15 protein-coding genes are annotated in these 14,549 nt (G+C 65.1%); 7 read left to right on the top strand and 8 right to left on the bottom strand.

From position 1 onward, the window contains the following. The 5 genes from BN1132_RS00815 (at position 1) to BN1132_RS00795 (ending at position 4,931) form a co-directional block, all read left to right on the top strand. The gene (locus tag BN1132_RS00815; RefSeq protein ID WP_042074192.1) at positions 1 to 1,251 is read left to right on the top strand and encodes a response regulator; all 1,251 of its coding nucleotides are present in this window, start codon (positions 1 to 3) and stop codon (positions 1,249 to 1,251) included. A gap of 3 nt (positions 1,252 to 1,254) precedes the next feature. Further along, positions 1,255 to 1,869, top strand: coding sequence for a GNAT family N-acetyltransferase (locus tag BN1132_RS00810; protein ID WP_042074191.1), 615 nt, complete (start codon positions 1,255 to 1,257; stop codon positions 1,867 to 1,869). Positions 1,870 to 1,941: 72 nt separating this feature from the next. Continuing rightward, positions 1,942 to 2,715, top strand: coding sequence for a Sir2 family NAD+-dependent deacetylase (gene cobB / locus BN1132_RS00805; RefSeq protein ID WP_042074190.1), 774 nt, complete (start codon positions 1,942 to 1,944; stop codon positions 2,713 to 2,715). 84 nt (positions 2,716 to 2,799) lie between these two features. Next, positions 2,800 to 3,276 carry a putative pterin-binding protein gene (locus BN1132_RS00800; RefSeq protein WP_042074189.1) on the top strand — a complete coding sequence of 159 codons (477 nt, stop codon included), beginning with the start codon at positions 2,800 to 2,802 and terminating at the stop codon, positions 3,274 to 3,276. Continuing rightward, positions 3,273 to 4,931 carry a GGDEF domain-containing protein gene (locus BN1132_RS00795; RefSeq protein WP_042074188.1) on the top strand — a complete coding sequence of 553 codons (1,659 nt, stop codon included), beginning with the start codon at positions 3,273 to 3,275 and terminating at the stop codon, positions 4,929 to 4,931. Before BN1132_RS00800 ends, BN1132_RS00795 begins: the two co-directional genes overlap by 4 nt. Positions 4,932 to 4,988: 57 nt before the next feature. Here BN1132_RS00795 and BN1132_RS00790 read toward each other — a convergent pair whose 3' ends face one another. From BN1132_RS00790 to BN1132_RS00760, 7 genes are all read right to left on the bottom strand, one after another. Continuing rightward, the gene (locus BN1132_RS00790; protein WP_042074187.1) at positions 4,989 to 6,014 is read right to left on the bottom strand and encodes a substrate-binding domain-containing protein; all 1,026 of its coding nucleotides are present in this window, start codon (positions 6,012 to 6,014) and stop codon (positions 4,989 to 4,991) included. Continuing rightward, entirely contained in the window at positions 6,014 to 6,946 is a 933-nt protein-coding gene (gene rbsK / locus BN1132_RS00785; protein ID WP_042074186.1) for a ribokinase, read from the bottom strand. Before rbsK ends, BN1132_RS00790 begins: the two co-directional genes overlap by 1 nt. 93 nt (positions 6,947 to 7,039) lie before the next feature. Continuing rightward, positions 7,040 to 7,915 (bottom strand): ribose ABC transporter substrate-binding protein RbsB, encoded by an 876-nt coding sequence (rbsB, locus tag BN1132_RS00780; RefSeq protein ID WP_042074185.1) that lies wholly within the window; start codon positions 7,913 to 7,915, stop codon positions 7,040 to 7,042. Positions 7,916 to 7,945: 30 nt separating this feature from the next. Further along, entirely contained in the window at positions 7,946 to 8,914 is a 969-nt protein-coding gene (gene rbsC / locus BN1132_RS00775) for a ribose ABC transporter permease (protein ID WP_042074184.1), read from the bottom strand. Continuing rightward, positions 8,911 to 10,443, bottom strand: coding sequence for a ribose ABC transporter ATP-binding protein RbsA (gene rbsA / locus BN1132_RS00770; RefSeq protein WP_042074182.1), 1,533 nt, complete (start codon positions 10,441 to 10,443; stop codon positions 8,911 to 8,913). Before rbsA ends, rbsC begins: the two co-directional genes overlap by 4 nt. An 18-nt stretch (positions 10,444 to 10,461) precedes the next feature. Then, positions 10,462 to 10,881, bottom strand: coding sequence for a D-ribose pyranase (gene rbsD / locus BN1132_RS00765; protein ID WP_042074180.1), 420 nt, complete (start codon positions 10,879 to 10,881; stop codon positions 10,462 to 10,464). Positions 10,882 to 11,142: 261 nt separating this feature from the next. After that, positions 11,143 to 11,760, bottom strand: coding sequence for a glutathione S-transferase family protein (locus BN1132_RS00760; RefSeq protein WP_042074179.1), 618 nt, complete (start codon positions 11,758 to 11,760; stop codon positions 11,143 to 11,145). 272 nt (positions 11,761 to 12,032) lie between these two features. Here BN1132_RS00760 and BN1132_RS00755 point away from each other — a divergent pair, with 272 nt between their 5' ends. Next, positions 12,033 to 12,788, top strand: coding sequence for a DUF2189 domain-containing protein (locus BN1132_RS00755; RefSeq protein WP_042074177.1), 756 nt, complete (start codon positions 12,033 to 12,035; stop codon positions 12,786 to 12,788). 63 nt (positions 12,789 to 12,851) lie between these two features. Next, on the top strand, positions 12,852 to 13,517 hold the full coding sequence (locus BN1132_RS00750) for a DUF2987 domain-containing protein (RefSeq protein ID WP_042074176.1): 666 nt from the start codon (positions 12,852 to 12,854) through the stop codon (positions 13,515 to 13,517). A gap of 72 nt (positions 13,518 to 13,589) precedes the next feature. Here the strand turns inward: BN1132_RS00750 and ttcA are convergent, their stop codons facing one another. Continuing rightward, positions 13,590 to 14,498, bottom strand: coding sequence for a tRNA 2-thiocytidine(32) synthetase TtcA (gene ttcA, locus BN1132_RS00745; protein ID WP_042074174.1), 909 nt, complete (start codon positions 14,496 to 14,498; stop codon positions 13,590 to 13,592). Between the last annotated feature and the right edge of the window lie 51 nt (positions 14,499 to 14,549).

Below are 14,549 nucleotides of genomic sequence, written 5' to 3'. Positions count from 1 at the left end.
ATGATCATCACCGATGAAGAGTTGTTGGCCCTGCTGGAGTCGGATGACAGCCAGGGGCCCGTGTTTCACCCCGTCAGCGTCTATGCCCTGGACGCCGCCTCCCATCAGGCGGCGAAGGCGGCGGGCCTGCCGGCCTACGCCAGCCTGCATCGCACCCTGCCCGATGCCGGCTGGCAATGGGAGGGACTGTTTGCCGCCGGGGCCATCGCCCTGTTCGATCCCGCCTCCCATGCCGGGGCCGACTACCTGCCGCAGCTGCTGACCCCGGGAGTGGGGATCTATCGCCTGTCCGATCCCTGGCTCGAAGGGGTGCAGGCACGGGAGCGGGAGTGGCGGGCCTGGCTTGCCCGGTTGCAGATCCTGCTGCTCGAGGATCACCCCTTCCAGGGTGCCTGCATCCAGCAGGAGATCCAGGCCCTGGGGACACCCTGCCACTGGGTGCAGGATGGCGAAGGTTGCCTGCGGGCCCTGGAGGAGGGGGGCGTGGGGCTGCTTATCTGCGATCTCAGCCTGGCGGAGCAGGATGCCATCAGCCTGCTGATGAGCCATCCCCAATATCGTCACAGCGGCCTGCCCATCATACTGCTCTCCGCCCACGATCAGACCCTGATCGACGGGGCCAGGCGTCTGCTGCACGACGCGGGGTTCAACGTGCTGGCGGCCTTGGCCAAGCCGCTGCAGAGCGACGATCTGCTGCGGCTGCTCAAGGTGCTCTATCTGGGGCCCCAGCGCCGGCGCCGACTCGGCGGCCTGAAGCGAACCATCCGCAGTTGGCAGGGGGAACAGAGGGGGCAGCTTGGCCTGCTGGCGGAGGCGGAGTCGTTCACGCTGCCCGTCTGGCTGACCCTGAACGGCCTGTCGCCACACTGGGAACCGCTCAAGGCCTGGCTGGAGCACCACGGGCGTCCGGCGAGCGAGCTGACCCTGGTCATCCATCGGCGGGATAACCTGCTGAGCCATGCGGATCGCTTCGCCCTGGTGTTACAGGCGAGCCTGGCGGGGGCGAGGCTGGCCCTGCTGCTCGACAACGCTCAGCACCTGCCGTTCGATCTGCTGGAGCGTCTGCCGCTGCAATCCCTGCTGCTGGGGCAGCACATGCTGCCCGAGCTGGAGGCGATGGCCGCGGATTCCCTGCTGGCCCGCTTCATCCAGCGGGCCAGGGAGCTCGGCATCGCCCTCTACCTCGATGATCCCTTCAATCTGCTCGACGCCGCCCAGTGGCAGGACTACGGCATGGCGGGGCGCTGGTAAGCCGTGCCGCACTATCTCTGCTGGCCCCTCGATGAGGCGCGCCTGGACAGGGGATTGAACGGCTGGACGCCCCCCGTCTCGCGGGCTTCCCTGCCGGTGAAGATGACGGTGGGCGGGGTGCGCTGCCGGCTGCAGGAGCTGGCTGGCAGCGATCCCGAGCGCGTGCGGGCCGCCTATGAGGCGCTGAGCGAGCAAAGCGTCTACCTGCGCTTCATGCGCGCCAAGCAGCCCCCGACCCCGGAGCAGCTCGCGCTCTTTCTCGACTACCCCAGGGCGCCCCAGATAGGGCTGCTGCTCACCGATGAGCAGGGCCTGCCGCTGGCCATGGCCCAGTCCGTGCGCCGGCGCCTGCATCCCGACAGGGCCGAGTTCTCCTGCATAGTGGCGGATCATTTCCAGCATCGCGGCGCCGGGCGGCGCATCCTGCTGGCGCTGGCCCTGCTGGCGCACGGGGAGGGGATCCGGGAGTGGACCGCCGAGGTGCTGGGCCAGAATCGGCCCATGCTGGCGCTCTTGAAGGGGCTGGGGCTGCCGCTGACCCTGGTGACGGGGCGGGAGATGGTCTTCGCCAGGCTGGACTTGAGCGTCCTGGCGGGTCGTATTGCTGCCCGGCCATAAGACCAAGGGCGAATGGGCCGCCCCCCTCTCTTGTGCTAAGGTCAGCCTGTCACCCGTTGGAGGAGAACAACCATGGTGCAGTCAGCCAAACATATCGTGATCCTCACCGGTGCCGGCATCTCTGCCGAATCCGGTATCAAGACCTTTCGGGCCTGTGATGGCCTCTGGGAGGAACACAGGGTGGAAGACGTGGCGACCCCGGAGGGCTATGCGCGAGATCCCGAACTGGTGCAACGCTTCTACAATGCCCGGCGCCATCAGTTGCAGCGGGACGAGATCCACCCCAACCCTGCCCACTATGCCCTGGCCCGCCTCGAGCGCCTGTTGCCCGGGCGCGTGACCCTGATCACCCAGAACATCGACAACCTGCACGAGAGCGCGGGCAGCAAGAACCTCATCCACATGCACGGGGAGCTGCTCAAGGCGCGCTGCCCGGGGTCGGGCCAGGTGATCGAATGGCGCGGGGATCTCCACCAGCACGAGCTCTGCTCCTGCTGTCAGCTGCCCCAGCCGCTGCGGCCTCATGTGGTCTGGTTCGGCGAGATGCCGCTTGGGCTGGATCGCATCTATTCCGCCCTGGCCCAGTGCGATCTCTTCCTCTCCATCGGTACGTCCGGCGCCGTGTATCCGGCTGCCGGCTTCGTGCATGAGGCCGGCCTGAACGGAGCCCATACAGTGGAGCTCAATCTGGAGCCGAGCGAGGTGGGAAGCCAGTTTGACGAGAAGCGCTACGGCCCGGCATCCCTGCTGGTGCCTGCCTTCGTGGACGAACTGCTGCAAAGCTGCGGCGTGCACCAGCCCAGACAGATAGAGGGGCACAACTGGATGGAGATGCGTGGCTCATAACTATTGAGAATAAACACAGTTGCATTGGCTCTATGAAGTCGCCACACTGACTCCAACAACAAGGATGTGGCTGGCGCAACATATATGGATATTCGAAAGTTCGGGTTCATTTCCCTTCTGCTGGTGCTGATCTCGTTCGGGACTCAGGCTGCTACTCCCCTGTTGCAATTGATCCTGCCGGACAAGCGGGAAGTCACCCTGGACGAGGCGGCACTGGCCGCCTTGCCCCAGGTGGAATTCGAGACGGCCACCCCCTGGACCGTCGGTGTCCACCGCTACCGCGGTCCGACCCTGGTCAGCGTGCTGGCGGCGCAAGGGGCCGCCGGGGCCAGCGTGCTCGATGTGGTGGCGCTCAATGGCTACCGGCAACGGGTCGATCTCTCCCTGTTTGCCAAGGTGCCGCTCACCCTGGTGCGCCACCAGGATGGCAAGCCGCTGACCCGCCGCAACAAGGGGCCGCTCTGGCTGCTGATCCCTCTCTCGGCGCACCCCGAGATGGATGTCTCCGCCATCCACAACAACATGGTCTGGCAGACGATCCGCATCGAGGTCGTCAAGTGACCCGTCGACAGCGCCACAATCTGCTGCTGGCCGCCATCTCGCTCTGCTTCCTGTTTTCCTCCGTGTGGGGCCTCTATCTGCAGAGCCGGCACGAACAGCTGGTCGACATCTTCTACCGCAACACCCACTGGAACATCAGCCAGGTGATGCTGGAATCCCAGCGTTTCCTCTACGACCTGCGCCTCTACCGGGCCGACGGCCTCGACATGGAGACCCTGAGCCTGGATTACGATCTGCTGTGGAACCGGCTGGATGTGTTTCTGGTCGGCACCGAAACCGCAGATGCCCGCGCCCGGCATGGGCTGGGCGAGGTGCTGACCAAGCTGTTTGACGAGATCAAGATGCTGGAGCCCCAGGTCCAGGCTGGTGCGCTGCAAAAGGGCGAGGCCCTCGATCGGGCGCTGGTCCGGATTGCCGACCTGACCCGCCAGGTGGAGCTGATAGGGGATCAGATCCTCTCCGGTCAGGAGCGGGAGGCGTCACTCCACCAGCTGCGTCAGAGCCTGTTCTGGATCCAGATCTGGCAGCTGATCCTGCTGGTGATGGGGGGCGTGCTGGTCTTCGCCCTGATCCGCACCAACCTGCAGAATCGCCGGCTCTCCCTGCTCGATCCCATGACCCGGCTGGGCAACCGCCGGGCCTTGCAGGGGCAGCTCAGGCAGTCCCTGCAGCGGGGCCGGATCCAGGCCCTGGTGGTGCTCGATCTCAAGCGGTTTAAGCAGGTCAATGATCTGCTCGGCTACCAGGTCGGTGATCGCCTGTTGCAGGCGGTCGCCGCGAGACTGCGGCAAGCCTGCCCCGGCCTGGCCTATCGCCTGGGGGGAGATGAATTTGCCGTGGTGCTGGCCACCGACCATGAGGAGCTCGAGGCCCGCATGGAGGCCATGGTGAATCTGCTGCAGTTCGAGTTCGTGACCCGGGAGAGCAGTTTCGACCTCGCCTGCCGCTTCGGGGTGGCCAGGGTCGAGGGGGGCGAGGAGGCCGAGCAGCTGCTGGAGCAGGCTATATTGGCACTGAATGAAGCCAAACGCAGCAATGGCACCTTGGTCTGGTACCAGTCGGCGATGAAGGCGACCCTCAGCATGAACCAGCGGCAACTGCACCAGTTGCGGGAGTGGCTGGCGGGGGCGGCGCCCTCGCCCCTGGAGACCGTCTTCGAGCCCCTGCAAGACGAGCGGGGAGAGTGGGTGACGGCCATCGGCGTGCGCTGGCGGGTGGGGCAGCAGGTGTGTGACGTGGACTGGATGCAGGAGCGCGGCGTTCTCGGTCCCGTGGTGGCCAGGTTGCTGATGGACGCGGATCTCCGCCAGCCCCTGCTGCTGGCGCTGCGCCAGCCGTCGCAACTGGCCCATGTGCTGGCCTTCCTGCCGTCCCTGCCACAAGGAGCACTGATCCTGGCGCTGCCGACCCTGACGGAGGACGCGGCCCTGCTGGACAAGGTGCGCCAGCGTGACTGCGTGCTGGCGCTGGGTGAGCTCGGCAGCCGGATTCCCGCGCTCTTGCAGGCGGGCTGGCCGATCCGCTACTGGCTGCCCGACCCCTCCGATCACCTTGCCCTGCTGCACCCCCTTGCCAGGCAACTGGGGTTGCGGCGCCTGAACCGTACGGAGGCGTCGGGGCAGGGCGACGTGCTCAAGCAGCGCGAGCCCTATTGATGGGACAAGGAAATGAAAAAGGGCGGCTCGGGCCGCCCTTCTCGTATCTTCTGATCCTCAGGAGGCCTTGCCGTCCGTGGAGGGGAAGGGGGCACAGGAGTTCCTGATCACCAGATCCGGCTCCACGGTGATCCTGCGATTGTCTATCTGCTCGCCGTTGATGCGAGCCAGCAACCGGGTGACGGCGAGGCGGCCCAGCTCCTCCTTGGGCTGGTTGACCGTGGTGAGCGGCGGCGACATATACTGGGCCAGTGCCACGTTGTCATAGCCGACGATGGAGAGGTCGCGCGGGATCACCAGCCCCGCCTGATGGGCGGCACTGATGGCCCCCATCGCCATCATGTCGTTGCACACAAAAAGAGCGCTGGGACGCACGGGCTGTGCCAGCAGACGCTCCATGGCGGCGGCGCCGCTGGCGCAGTCGAAGTCCCCCTCCTGGATCCAGGCCGGATTGACGGCGAACCCCGCCTCCTGCATCGCCTGCTCGAAGCCTGCCAGCCGCTGATCGGCGGGGGCGCGCTTGTGGGGACCCGTGATGCAGCCGATGGCGGTGTGGCCCAGCCCCAGCAGGTGGCGGGTCGCCAGGTAGCCGCCGCGATGGGAGTTGTCGGCGATGAGATCCACTTCGCCGTTCTCCATGCCCCAGTCCATCACCACCACCGGCAGGCTCTTGAGCCAGTCGAGCTGGTTGAACACCTCCTGCTGCCCCTCGCTGCACATGATCAGCAGGCCATCCACTCGTTTTCTGAGCATCATCTTGAGGTAGGAGAGGGCGGTCTCGGCCTGTCCCTCGGTGTTGCCCAGCATGAGGTTGTAACCCTGCTCGAAGCAGTAGCGCTCCACCCCGCGCACCACCTCGGCGAAGAAGGGGTTGCTGGAGGTGGTAACCAGCATGCCGATGCTGTTGGTCTCCTTCACCTTGAGGCTGCGGGCCACCAGGCTGGGGGCATAGTTGAGCTCGCGCATGGCGGCGAAGACCCGCTCCCGGGTCTCCTCGGCCACGAAACGGGTCTCGTTGATGACATGGGAGACTGTGGTGGTGGAGACCCCCGCCTGCGCCGCCACCTCCTTGATATTGGCCATCAGTGTCCCTGCGCCGTCTGTTCAAGGAGGAAGGATTCCACCTCCTGCTTGCTCGGGATGGAGCTCTGGGCCCCGAAGCGGGTCACCGAGAGCGCCGCCGCGCCGTGGGCGAAGCGCACCGCGTCGTGGAAGTCTGCGCCGGCGAGCTCGGCCGCCAGCAGGGCACCGTTGAAGGTGTCGCCTGCTGCCGTGGTGTCCACCGCCTTGACCCGAAAGCCTGGAATAAGTTGCTGTAGTGTCCCGTTGCTGCAATAGACCCCCTGGGAACCCAGGGTGATCATCACCTCCGCTATGCCCATCTGGTGGAAGCGGGCGGCGGCCTGGGCCGCACTCGCCTCGTCGGTGACCTTGACCCCGGTCAGCAGCTCCGCCTCGGTCTGGTTCGGGGTGATGAGATCCACCAGCGCCAGCAGCTCCTGCGAGAGCGGTCGGGCAGGCGCGGGGTTGAGCACCACCCGGGTGCCGTGGGCACGGGCCAGACGGGCGGCCTCCAGCACAGTCTCCAGGGGCACTTCCAGCTGCAGCAACAGGGTGTGGGCAGCGGCGATCAGTCCTTCGTGGCCTTTCACCACGGCCGGGGTGAGGGCGCCGTTGGCCTCGGCGGAGATGCCGATGCTGTTCTCCCCCTCGTCGCTCACATAGATGATGGCGATGCCGGTGGGGAGCTTGGGGTCGAGCGCGACGGCGCTCACGTCGATGCCGTCCTGGGCGAAGCCTTCTCTCATCTGGCGGCCGATGGCGTCATCGCCGATGCGGGCGATGAAGGAGACTTCTGCACCTAACCGAGCGGCGGCCACCGCCTGGTTGGCACCCTTGCCACCGGGCACCACATGATAGCTGTGGCCGGTCAGGGTTTCACCGGGGCGGGGAAAGTGGGGGACACGCAGCACGTGATCCGCATTGACGCTGCCGAGGACTACGAGACGATTCATTCCTATCACCCTTGTTGAGAACATCCTGATCTGGGTGGGCCCAGATCGGGAGGCTCTGCCGAAGAAAGGGGGAGGCGAGCCTCCCCCTCGCGCTTACTTGTTGACGATCTGCAGCGGTACCGGGATGGATTTTTCCACCGGCTGGCCCTTGAGCACCTTGTCGGCGGTTTCCACGCCGATGGCGCCGATGAGGGCGGGCTGTTGGGCCACGGTGGCGGCCAGTTTACCCTTGGCCACGGCGGCCTTGCCATCGTCGGTGCCGTCGAAGCCCACGATCATCACCTCTTTGCCGGCGGCCTGCACGGCGCGAATGGCCCCCAGCGCCATCTCGTCGTTCTGGGCGAACACGGCTTGCACGGTCGGGTGCGCCGCCAGCAGGTTCTCCATGACGTTCAGACCCTTGGTGCGGTCAAAGTCGGCGGGCTGGGAGGCGAGCACTTCCAGCTTGTTGGTGGCCACCGCCAGGGCGAAGCCTTCGCCGCGGTCACGGGCGGCGGAGGTGCCGGCGATCCCTTCGAGCTGGATCACCTTGGCGCCGCTGCCCAGCTTCTCGGCGATGAAGTCGCCGGCCAGCTTGCCGCCCGCCACGTTGTCGGAGGCGATGTGGGCCTTGACCTCACCCTGGGCCGCACCGCGGTCCAGGGTCAGCACCGGGATGCTGGCCTTGTTGGCCAGACGGATGGCGTTGCCCACGGCTTCGGAGTCGGTCGGGTTGATCAGGATGGCGTTGACCTTGCGCACGGTGAGATCTTCCACGTTGGAGAGCTCCTTGGCCGGGTCATTCTGGGAGTCCAGCACCACCAGCTCGTAGCCAAGTTCCTTGGCCTTGGCTTCAGCCCCCTCCTTCATGGTGACGAAGAAGGGGTTGTTGAGGGTGGAGACCACCATGGCCAGGGTCTGATCGGCGGCCTGGGCGGTACCCAGCACGGACATGATGGCGGCAGCGAGCAGGGTATTGAGCTTTTTCATCATTTCATTCCTTGTGTGTGGCTTGTGGTATCAACGGTTGCTTTTGTTATCGATCATCACGGCGAGCAGGATCACGCTGGCCTTGGCGATCATCTGGTAATAGGAGCTGACGTCGAGCAGGTTGAGGGCGTTGTTGAGGAAGCCGATGATGAGGGCGCCTATCAGGGTCCCCATGATGCGGCCCTTGCCCCCCATCAGGCTGGTGCCCCCCAGCACCACGGCGGCGATGGCATCCAGCTCGTAACCCATGCCGGCAGTCGGCTGGGCGGAGGAGAGGCGGGAGGTGACGATGAGCCCGGCCAGTGCCGACAGCATGCCGCACAGACCGTAGACCGCGAGCTTGACCCGATCCACATTGATGCCGGAGAGGCGGGTGGCCGACTCGTTGCCGCCCAGCGCGTAGATGTAGCGGCCCAGGCGAGTGTGGTTGAGCAGGTACCAGGCCAGCAGGAAGACGATGGCCATCAACCAGATGGGCACCGGCAGGCCGAGCAGGTAGCCGGTCCCCAGCCAGGCGAAGTGATCGGCGCCGTCACTGAAGCCGGTGGAGATGGGGCGCCCCTCGGTGTAGACCATGGTGATGCCGCGCAGGGCGGTCATGGTGACCAGGGTGGCGATGAAGGCCTGCACCTTGCCCTTGGCGATGATGAGACCGCTGATGCCGCCGAGCAGGGCGCCGGCCCCCAGGGTGAGGGGGATCACCAGGGCGATGGGCAGCTCCATGGCGACCATGGTGGCGGCCAGGGCGCCGCACAGGGCCAGTACCGAGCCGACCGACAGATCGATGCCGGCGGTGAGGATGACCAGCGTCATACCGACCGCCATGATGGCGTTGACCGAGGTCTGGCGCAGGATGTTGAGCAGGTTGTCGGCGGTGAAGAAGTTCGGGCTCAGGAAGGAGACCACGCCGATCAGCACCAGCAGCGCCACCAGGGATTTGTTCTCGATCCACCAGGCCTTGCTCATGATGCCGCGGCGGGGAAGGGTTTGGGTTGTCATTGTGCTGCCTCTTGCTCTGCTTGCCACTGTTTACCCACGGCGGCCGCCATCAGCTTCTCCTGATTGGCGTCCCGGGTATTGAACTCTGCGCTGATGCGCCCCTCGTGCATCACCAGGATGCGATCGCTCATGCCGAGCACTTCCGGCATTTCGGAGGAAACCAGGATGATGCTCATCCCCTCCTGTTTGAACTGGTTGATGAGCTGATAGATCTCCTTCTTGGCCCCCACGTCGACACCGCGGGTCGGCTCGTCCAGGATCAGCACCTTGGGCCGGGTCAGCAGCCCCTTGGCGATGGCCACCTTCTGCTGGTTGCCGCCGGAGAGCAGCTTGATCAGCTGATCCTGGCTCGGGGTCTTGATGTTGAAGATGCGCACGTAGTCCCCCACCGCCTGGCGCTCGGCCTGGCCGTCAATCTTGCCGGCGCGGATGAACTCGCCGAGGGCGCACAGGCTCATGTTCTCCCGCACGGAGAGCTCCAGCACCAGGCCGTCCCCCTTGCGATCCTCGGAGATGTAGGCGATGCCGGCCGCCAGGCCATCGGCCGGGCTCTTGGGGACCAGGGCGTGACCATCCACGGTAATGTCACCGCCGCTGATGGGGCAGGCGCCGTAGATGAGCTTCATCAGCTCGGTACGGCCGGAGCCCATCAGGCCGCTGAAGCCCAGAATTTCCCCCTGACGCAGGGAGAAGCTCACCCCGCGCACGCCGGGGCCGGCCAGATCCTTGACCTGCAGGCTGATCGGGCCGAGCTCGCGCACCAGGCGCGGATACTGCTCCTCCAGCCGGCGGCCCACCATCATCTCGATGATCCTGTCTTCGTCGAGATCGCTCACCGCCTGCTCGCCGATCCACTTGCCGTCCCGCAGCACTGTGACCCGATCGCAGATCTCGAAGATCTCCTTGAGACGGTGGGAGATGTAGACGATGCCACAGCCCTGCTGGCGCAGCTCGCGAATGACGGTGAACAACTGCTCTGTCTCAGTGTCGGTCAGCGCATCGGTGGGCTCGTCCATGATGATGACGCTGGCATCGAACGAGAGTGCCTTGGCGATCTCCACCATCTGCTGTTCGCCGATGGAGAGATCCCCGAGTCGGGTGTCTGGGCCGTGTCTGACGCCCAGACGGGCCAGCAGACCGCTGGCCCGCTCGCGCAGCTGTTTGTGGTCAATGCTGCCAAAACGGGTACGGGGCTCGCGACCGAGGAAGATGTTGGCGGCAATCGACAATTCCGGCAGCAGGTTCAGCTCCTGGTGGATGATGCTGATCCCCTGATCCTGGGAGTCGCGGGGCCCCTTGAAGTGAACCGGCTGGCCGCGATAGCTGATGCTGCCCGAATCGGCCTGGTAGATGCCGGTCAGCACCTTCATCAGGGTGGACTTGCCGGCGCCGTTCTCGCCGAGCAGGGCCATCACCTGGCCCGGATAGACCTTGAGGCCCGCCTCATCGAGGGCGCGTACCCCGGGGAAGGTCTTGACGATCCCGGCGAGCTCCAGAATGGGCGAGGGGAGCGGGGAGCTTGTGCTCATGGCTGCTTCCTCCAAGACTTAGAACGCCACACCGGCGCAGAGGATGAGGTTGGCGTAGGGGGTCACCTCGCCGCTGCGCACAATCGCCTTGCTTTGGCGGGTGCGGGCCTTGAATGCCTCGTGCATGCAGTACTCGATGGTGATGGGCTTGCCTTGGGCAGCGGCGTGCGCCTCCAGCTGATCCACCAGCGCCTGGTGAGCGGCGGGGCTGATCAGCTTGATCTCGCTCGCCATGATCACCTTCTCCACCACCAGATCGGTGAGCAGGGCGCTCAGCACTGTGTCAAGGCTGGGAGTGCCTGCCATCAGCGCCAGATCGATGCGCTCGGGACCCGCCGGTATGGGCAGCCCGGCGTCGCAGACGGTGATCTCGTCGGTATGGCCCATGTGGGCCACCAGCGAACTCAGGGGAGCGTTGAGCAGCTTGCCTCGTTTCATACAGCACCTCGGCGGTTTGTGACCGCATATCCGATATTGAGCAGGGCAACCGGTTACGCAACCGGTTGCGTCGTTGATGCGAAAGATAGGCGCTAACCGTTAACGGGTCTAGGTACAGATGACGAAAATGTGAAAACGATCTCAGTGATGGGGATCAAAGAGGAAGAAAGGGTGCCAGAAGAGCACCCGTCAGGTCATGGGAACCGGGTGCCCGGGAGCGGGGTCGGTGCCTCGAGGGAAGAGCGACAGAGTGGGGCGGGATCAGACGGCGAGCGCCTCCTGCACGGCGGGGCGGGCCTGCATACGCCTGTAGTGGTCCACCACCCCGGGAAACTCGTCGATGGCCACCCCATCGCTCTCGAGCCAGCTTGCCACCACGAACAGGTAGATGTCGGCCAGGCTGAAGCGCTCCCCCAGCACCCAGGGACCGGTCAGGTAGTGGCGCTCTATCTGGTCGAAACCCTCGCGCATGTTCTGGGGCATCTTGGCCAGCATGGCCGCGATGGCCTGCGCCTCATCGGCCCAGCGGCTGCCACGCCGGCCGTGGGCGTGGGCGACGTGCACGGTGGAGGCGAGGAAGCTGTGTACCTCCTGCATGCGGGCCAGCAGGAAGGGGTCCTCCAGGGGGGCCAGTTTGGCCTCCGGGAAGCGCTGGGCCACGTAGAGCAGCAGGGCTGGGGTCTCGGTCAGCACGCCCTGCTCGGTGACCAGGGCCGGCACCCGGCCCTTGGGATTGATGGCCAGATATTCAGGAGTACGCTGCTCGCCGGCGGCCAGATCGAGGCGCTTGACCCTGTGTGGGGCGCCGGCTTCCACCAGGGCGATGCGGACCGCCATGGCACAGGTGCCGGGGGCGAGATAGAGGGTCAGTTCGGACATGGCCGTTCTCCTTGTGTGAGCGATGGGGGGAGGAACCCGCCGATGAGTGCACCAGAGTCTGACGGGTCCAGGCATCATCCTACGCCCGTTGACGGCGGGGGCCAAGCCACGGAGTGCGCTGCCAGGGCTGGCCGTATTTTTGCGGCTGGTATCAACGGCTTTCTGAACGGAAGATAACAGGAAAAACGGCTACGCATGCCTGGTCAAACCGCTATAATGTGCCACCTTGGATCAGTCGCTAGTGAATGTTGGATAGTCAATTGAGTAATAGAATGCGGATCGGTGGAACCCTCGAACAGTCCCTCAGCCAGGGATACCGTCTGGACCTGCAAGGGGTGCTGAAAGAGGCGTGGCAGCAGACCCGGCGGACCGGTTTCGGCCTGGCGCTGGCCATCGCCGGTGTCATGGCAATCTGGATCCTGCTGAGCAATACCCTGCTGGCCCCCCATGTCGCCCAGGAAGGGGGTGACATGGACATGGCCCTGATCCTGAGCCTGCTCATCACAGTGATCATGTCCCCCATGACCTCCTCCCTCGACATGCTGGGGTTGCAGCAGTCGGTGGGAGTGCGGGCTCGGCCGAGCCAGGTGTTCGACTTCTTTCGCCACTTCCTGCGCCTGGGGAGCCTGAGCCTGCTCGGCAGCCTGATCACCAGCCTGTTCGGCCCCCTGTTCGAACTGCTGGGACTGCCGGTGATGCTGGCCTTCATTCCCTCTGCCCTGGTGGGCATGGGTCTGGTGTTCACCGTCCCCCTGGTGCTGGAGCGCGGCCTGTCACCGGCCCAGGCCATTCTGGTCTCCCTCAGGCTGTTTGCCCGCGGCTGGCCCAGCATAGTGTTGCTGCACGGGGTCATGCTGGCGCTCTTCTTCCTGGCGCTGGTGCCCATGGGGCTGGGGCTTATCTGGGTGGCGCCCCTCTATTTCAACTGCAAAGGGATCCTCTACCGGGATCTGTGCGGCGTCGCCGTGGAGGTGACCGAGGTGGCGGACAACGCCGGTGGGCAGGGGCCGGACCATTTCAATGCCTGACGGGCAGGCCGTGGCGATGGCCGATGTCGGCCGAGGAGAAGGCAAGATGCAAGAGGATGGCATATGACGAATCGACACGGGGTGGCGGCGGCCCTGCTGCTGGTGCCCATGCTGGGGCAGGCGGCGCCGTCCCTGGAGCTGGCCTACGGCACCTTCTACAGCCAGATGAAAACCTTCGCCAAGGGGGAGTTCGGCCACGCCAGGCTGGGGTTTTATCTGACCGATCCGCAAAATGGCCGGCGCTGCCTGCTCACTTCGGCCAGGGTCTCGACCCCGGACAGGGATGTGCCTGCCGAGGTCACGGTGGACAGCGAGCTGCGCCTGCCCTACGACGATGATCTCAATCTGGACAAGGCGACCGTGGTGGTCGAGCTCACCGAGCCACACGCCGCCTGCGACATGTCGGTGCAGGTGATGGCTGACGCCCCCGCCACCCCCGAGGTGCCGCTGGCGGAGATCGCCCTGCGCCAGCAGCAGATGCAGCAGTTGCTCGACAAGATGGCCGGCATGGTCGGCAAGTATTTCCTGCCGCGGATGGAAGGGGTGCGCCTCTCCCTGGTGGCGCCTTCGGGGACGGCCTACCTAGTCGAGGGCGCCCGCCAGGAGGCGGTGCCCTGGCAGCAGGGGCAACTGCTGCTGAGCAATGCCCAGCTGGCGGCCTTTGCCAACGGCAGGCTGCAACTGCAGGGAGAGATACTGCGGCTGACCCCCTGGTTGCACAAGGGCTGAAGAAGCCGGGTGCCAGACAGGCAAAGAAAAGGAGCGCATGGCGCTCCTTTTTCGTGCTCGCTGGCAGGGAGCTCAGCGCACCTCGATCACGTCCAGCATGTCCATCTCGTCGATGTCCAGCAGCGGCGCCTTGGGCAGCTCGGGCGGGTCGAATGCCTTGTCACCCCCGTCGATGATGCCGGAGTCCCGGTTGATGCTCTTGAAGTCAAACAGCTTGTGATCGAGCAGGTGGCTCGGGATCACGTCCTGGATGGCGGTGAACATGGTTTCGAGACGGCCGGGGAAGCGGCGATCCCACTCCTGCATCATCTGCTTGATGGCCTGGCGCTGCAGGTTCTCCTGGGAGCCGCACAGGTTGCAGGGGATGATGGGGAAGGCCTTGACCTCGGCATAGCGCACCAGGTCTTTTTCCTTGCAGTAGGCGAGCGGGCGGATCACCACGTTCTTGCCGTCGTCGCTCACCAGCTTGGGCGGCATGGATTTCAGCTTGCCGCCGTAGAACATGTTGAGGAACAGGGTCTCGAGGATGTCGTCCCTGTGATGGCCGAGGGCAATCTTGGTGCAACCCAGCTCCTGGGCGGTACGGTAGAGGATGCCGCGGCGCAGGCGGGAGCAGAGCGCGCAGGTGGTCTTGCCCTCCGGCACCTTCTCCTTGACGATGGCGTAGGTATCCTCTTCGACGATCTTGAAGTCGATGCCGAGGGTGCTCAGGTATTCCGGCAGCACGTGCTCGGGGAAGCCGGGTTGCTTCTGATCCAGGTTGACGGCCACGAGATCGAAATGGATGGGGGCGCTGGCCTTCAGGCTCATCAGGATGTCGAGCATGGCAAAGCTGTCCTTGCCGCCGGACAGGCAGACCATGATCTTGTCACCCTCTTCAACCATGTTGAAGTCGGCAATGGCCTGGCCCACGTTGCGCCGCAGGCGTTTCTGCAGCTTGTTGAAACTGTATTTCTCTTTGGCGTTAAGCTCTTCTAGCATGGCCTCAAACCCGGGACAAAAATAAGCGGCTTATTATAGCCATGTCCCGGG

Origin of the sequence: Aeromonas sanarellii (genome assembly GCF_000820085.1) — a bacterium.
GTDB classification, from domain to species: Bacteria; Pseudomonadota; Gammaproteobacteria; order Enterobacterales; family Aeromonadaceae; genus Aeromonas; species Aeromonas sanarellii.
The sequence above is the reverse complement of the archived record's forward strand: the minus strand, read 5'-3'. Positions and strand labels throughout refer to the sequence as shown.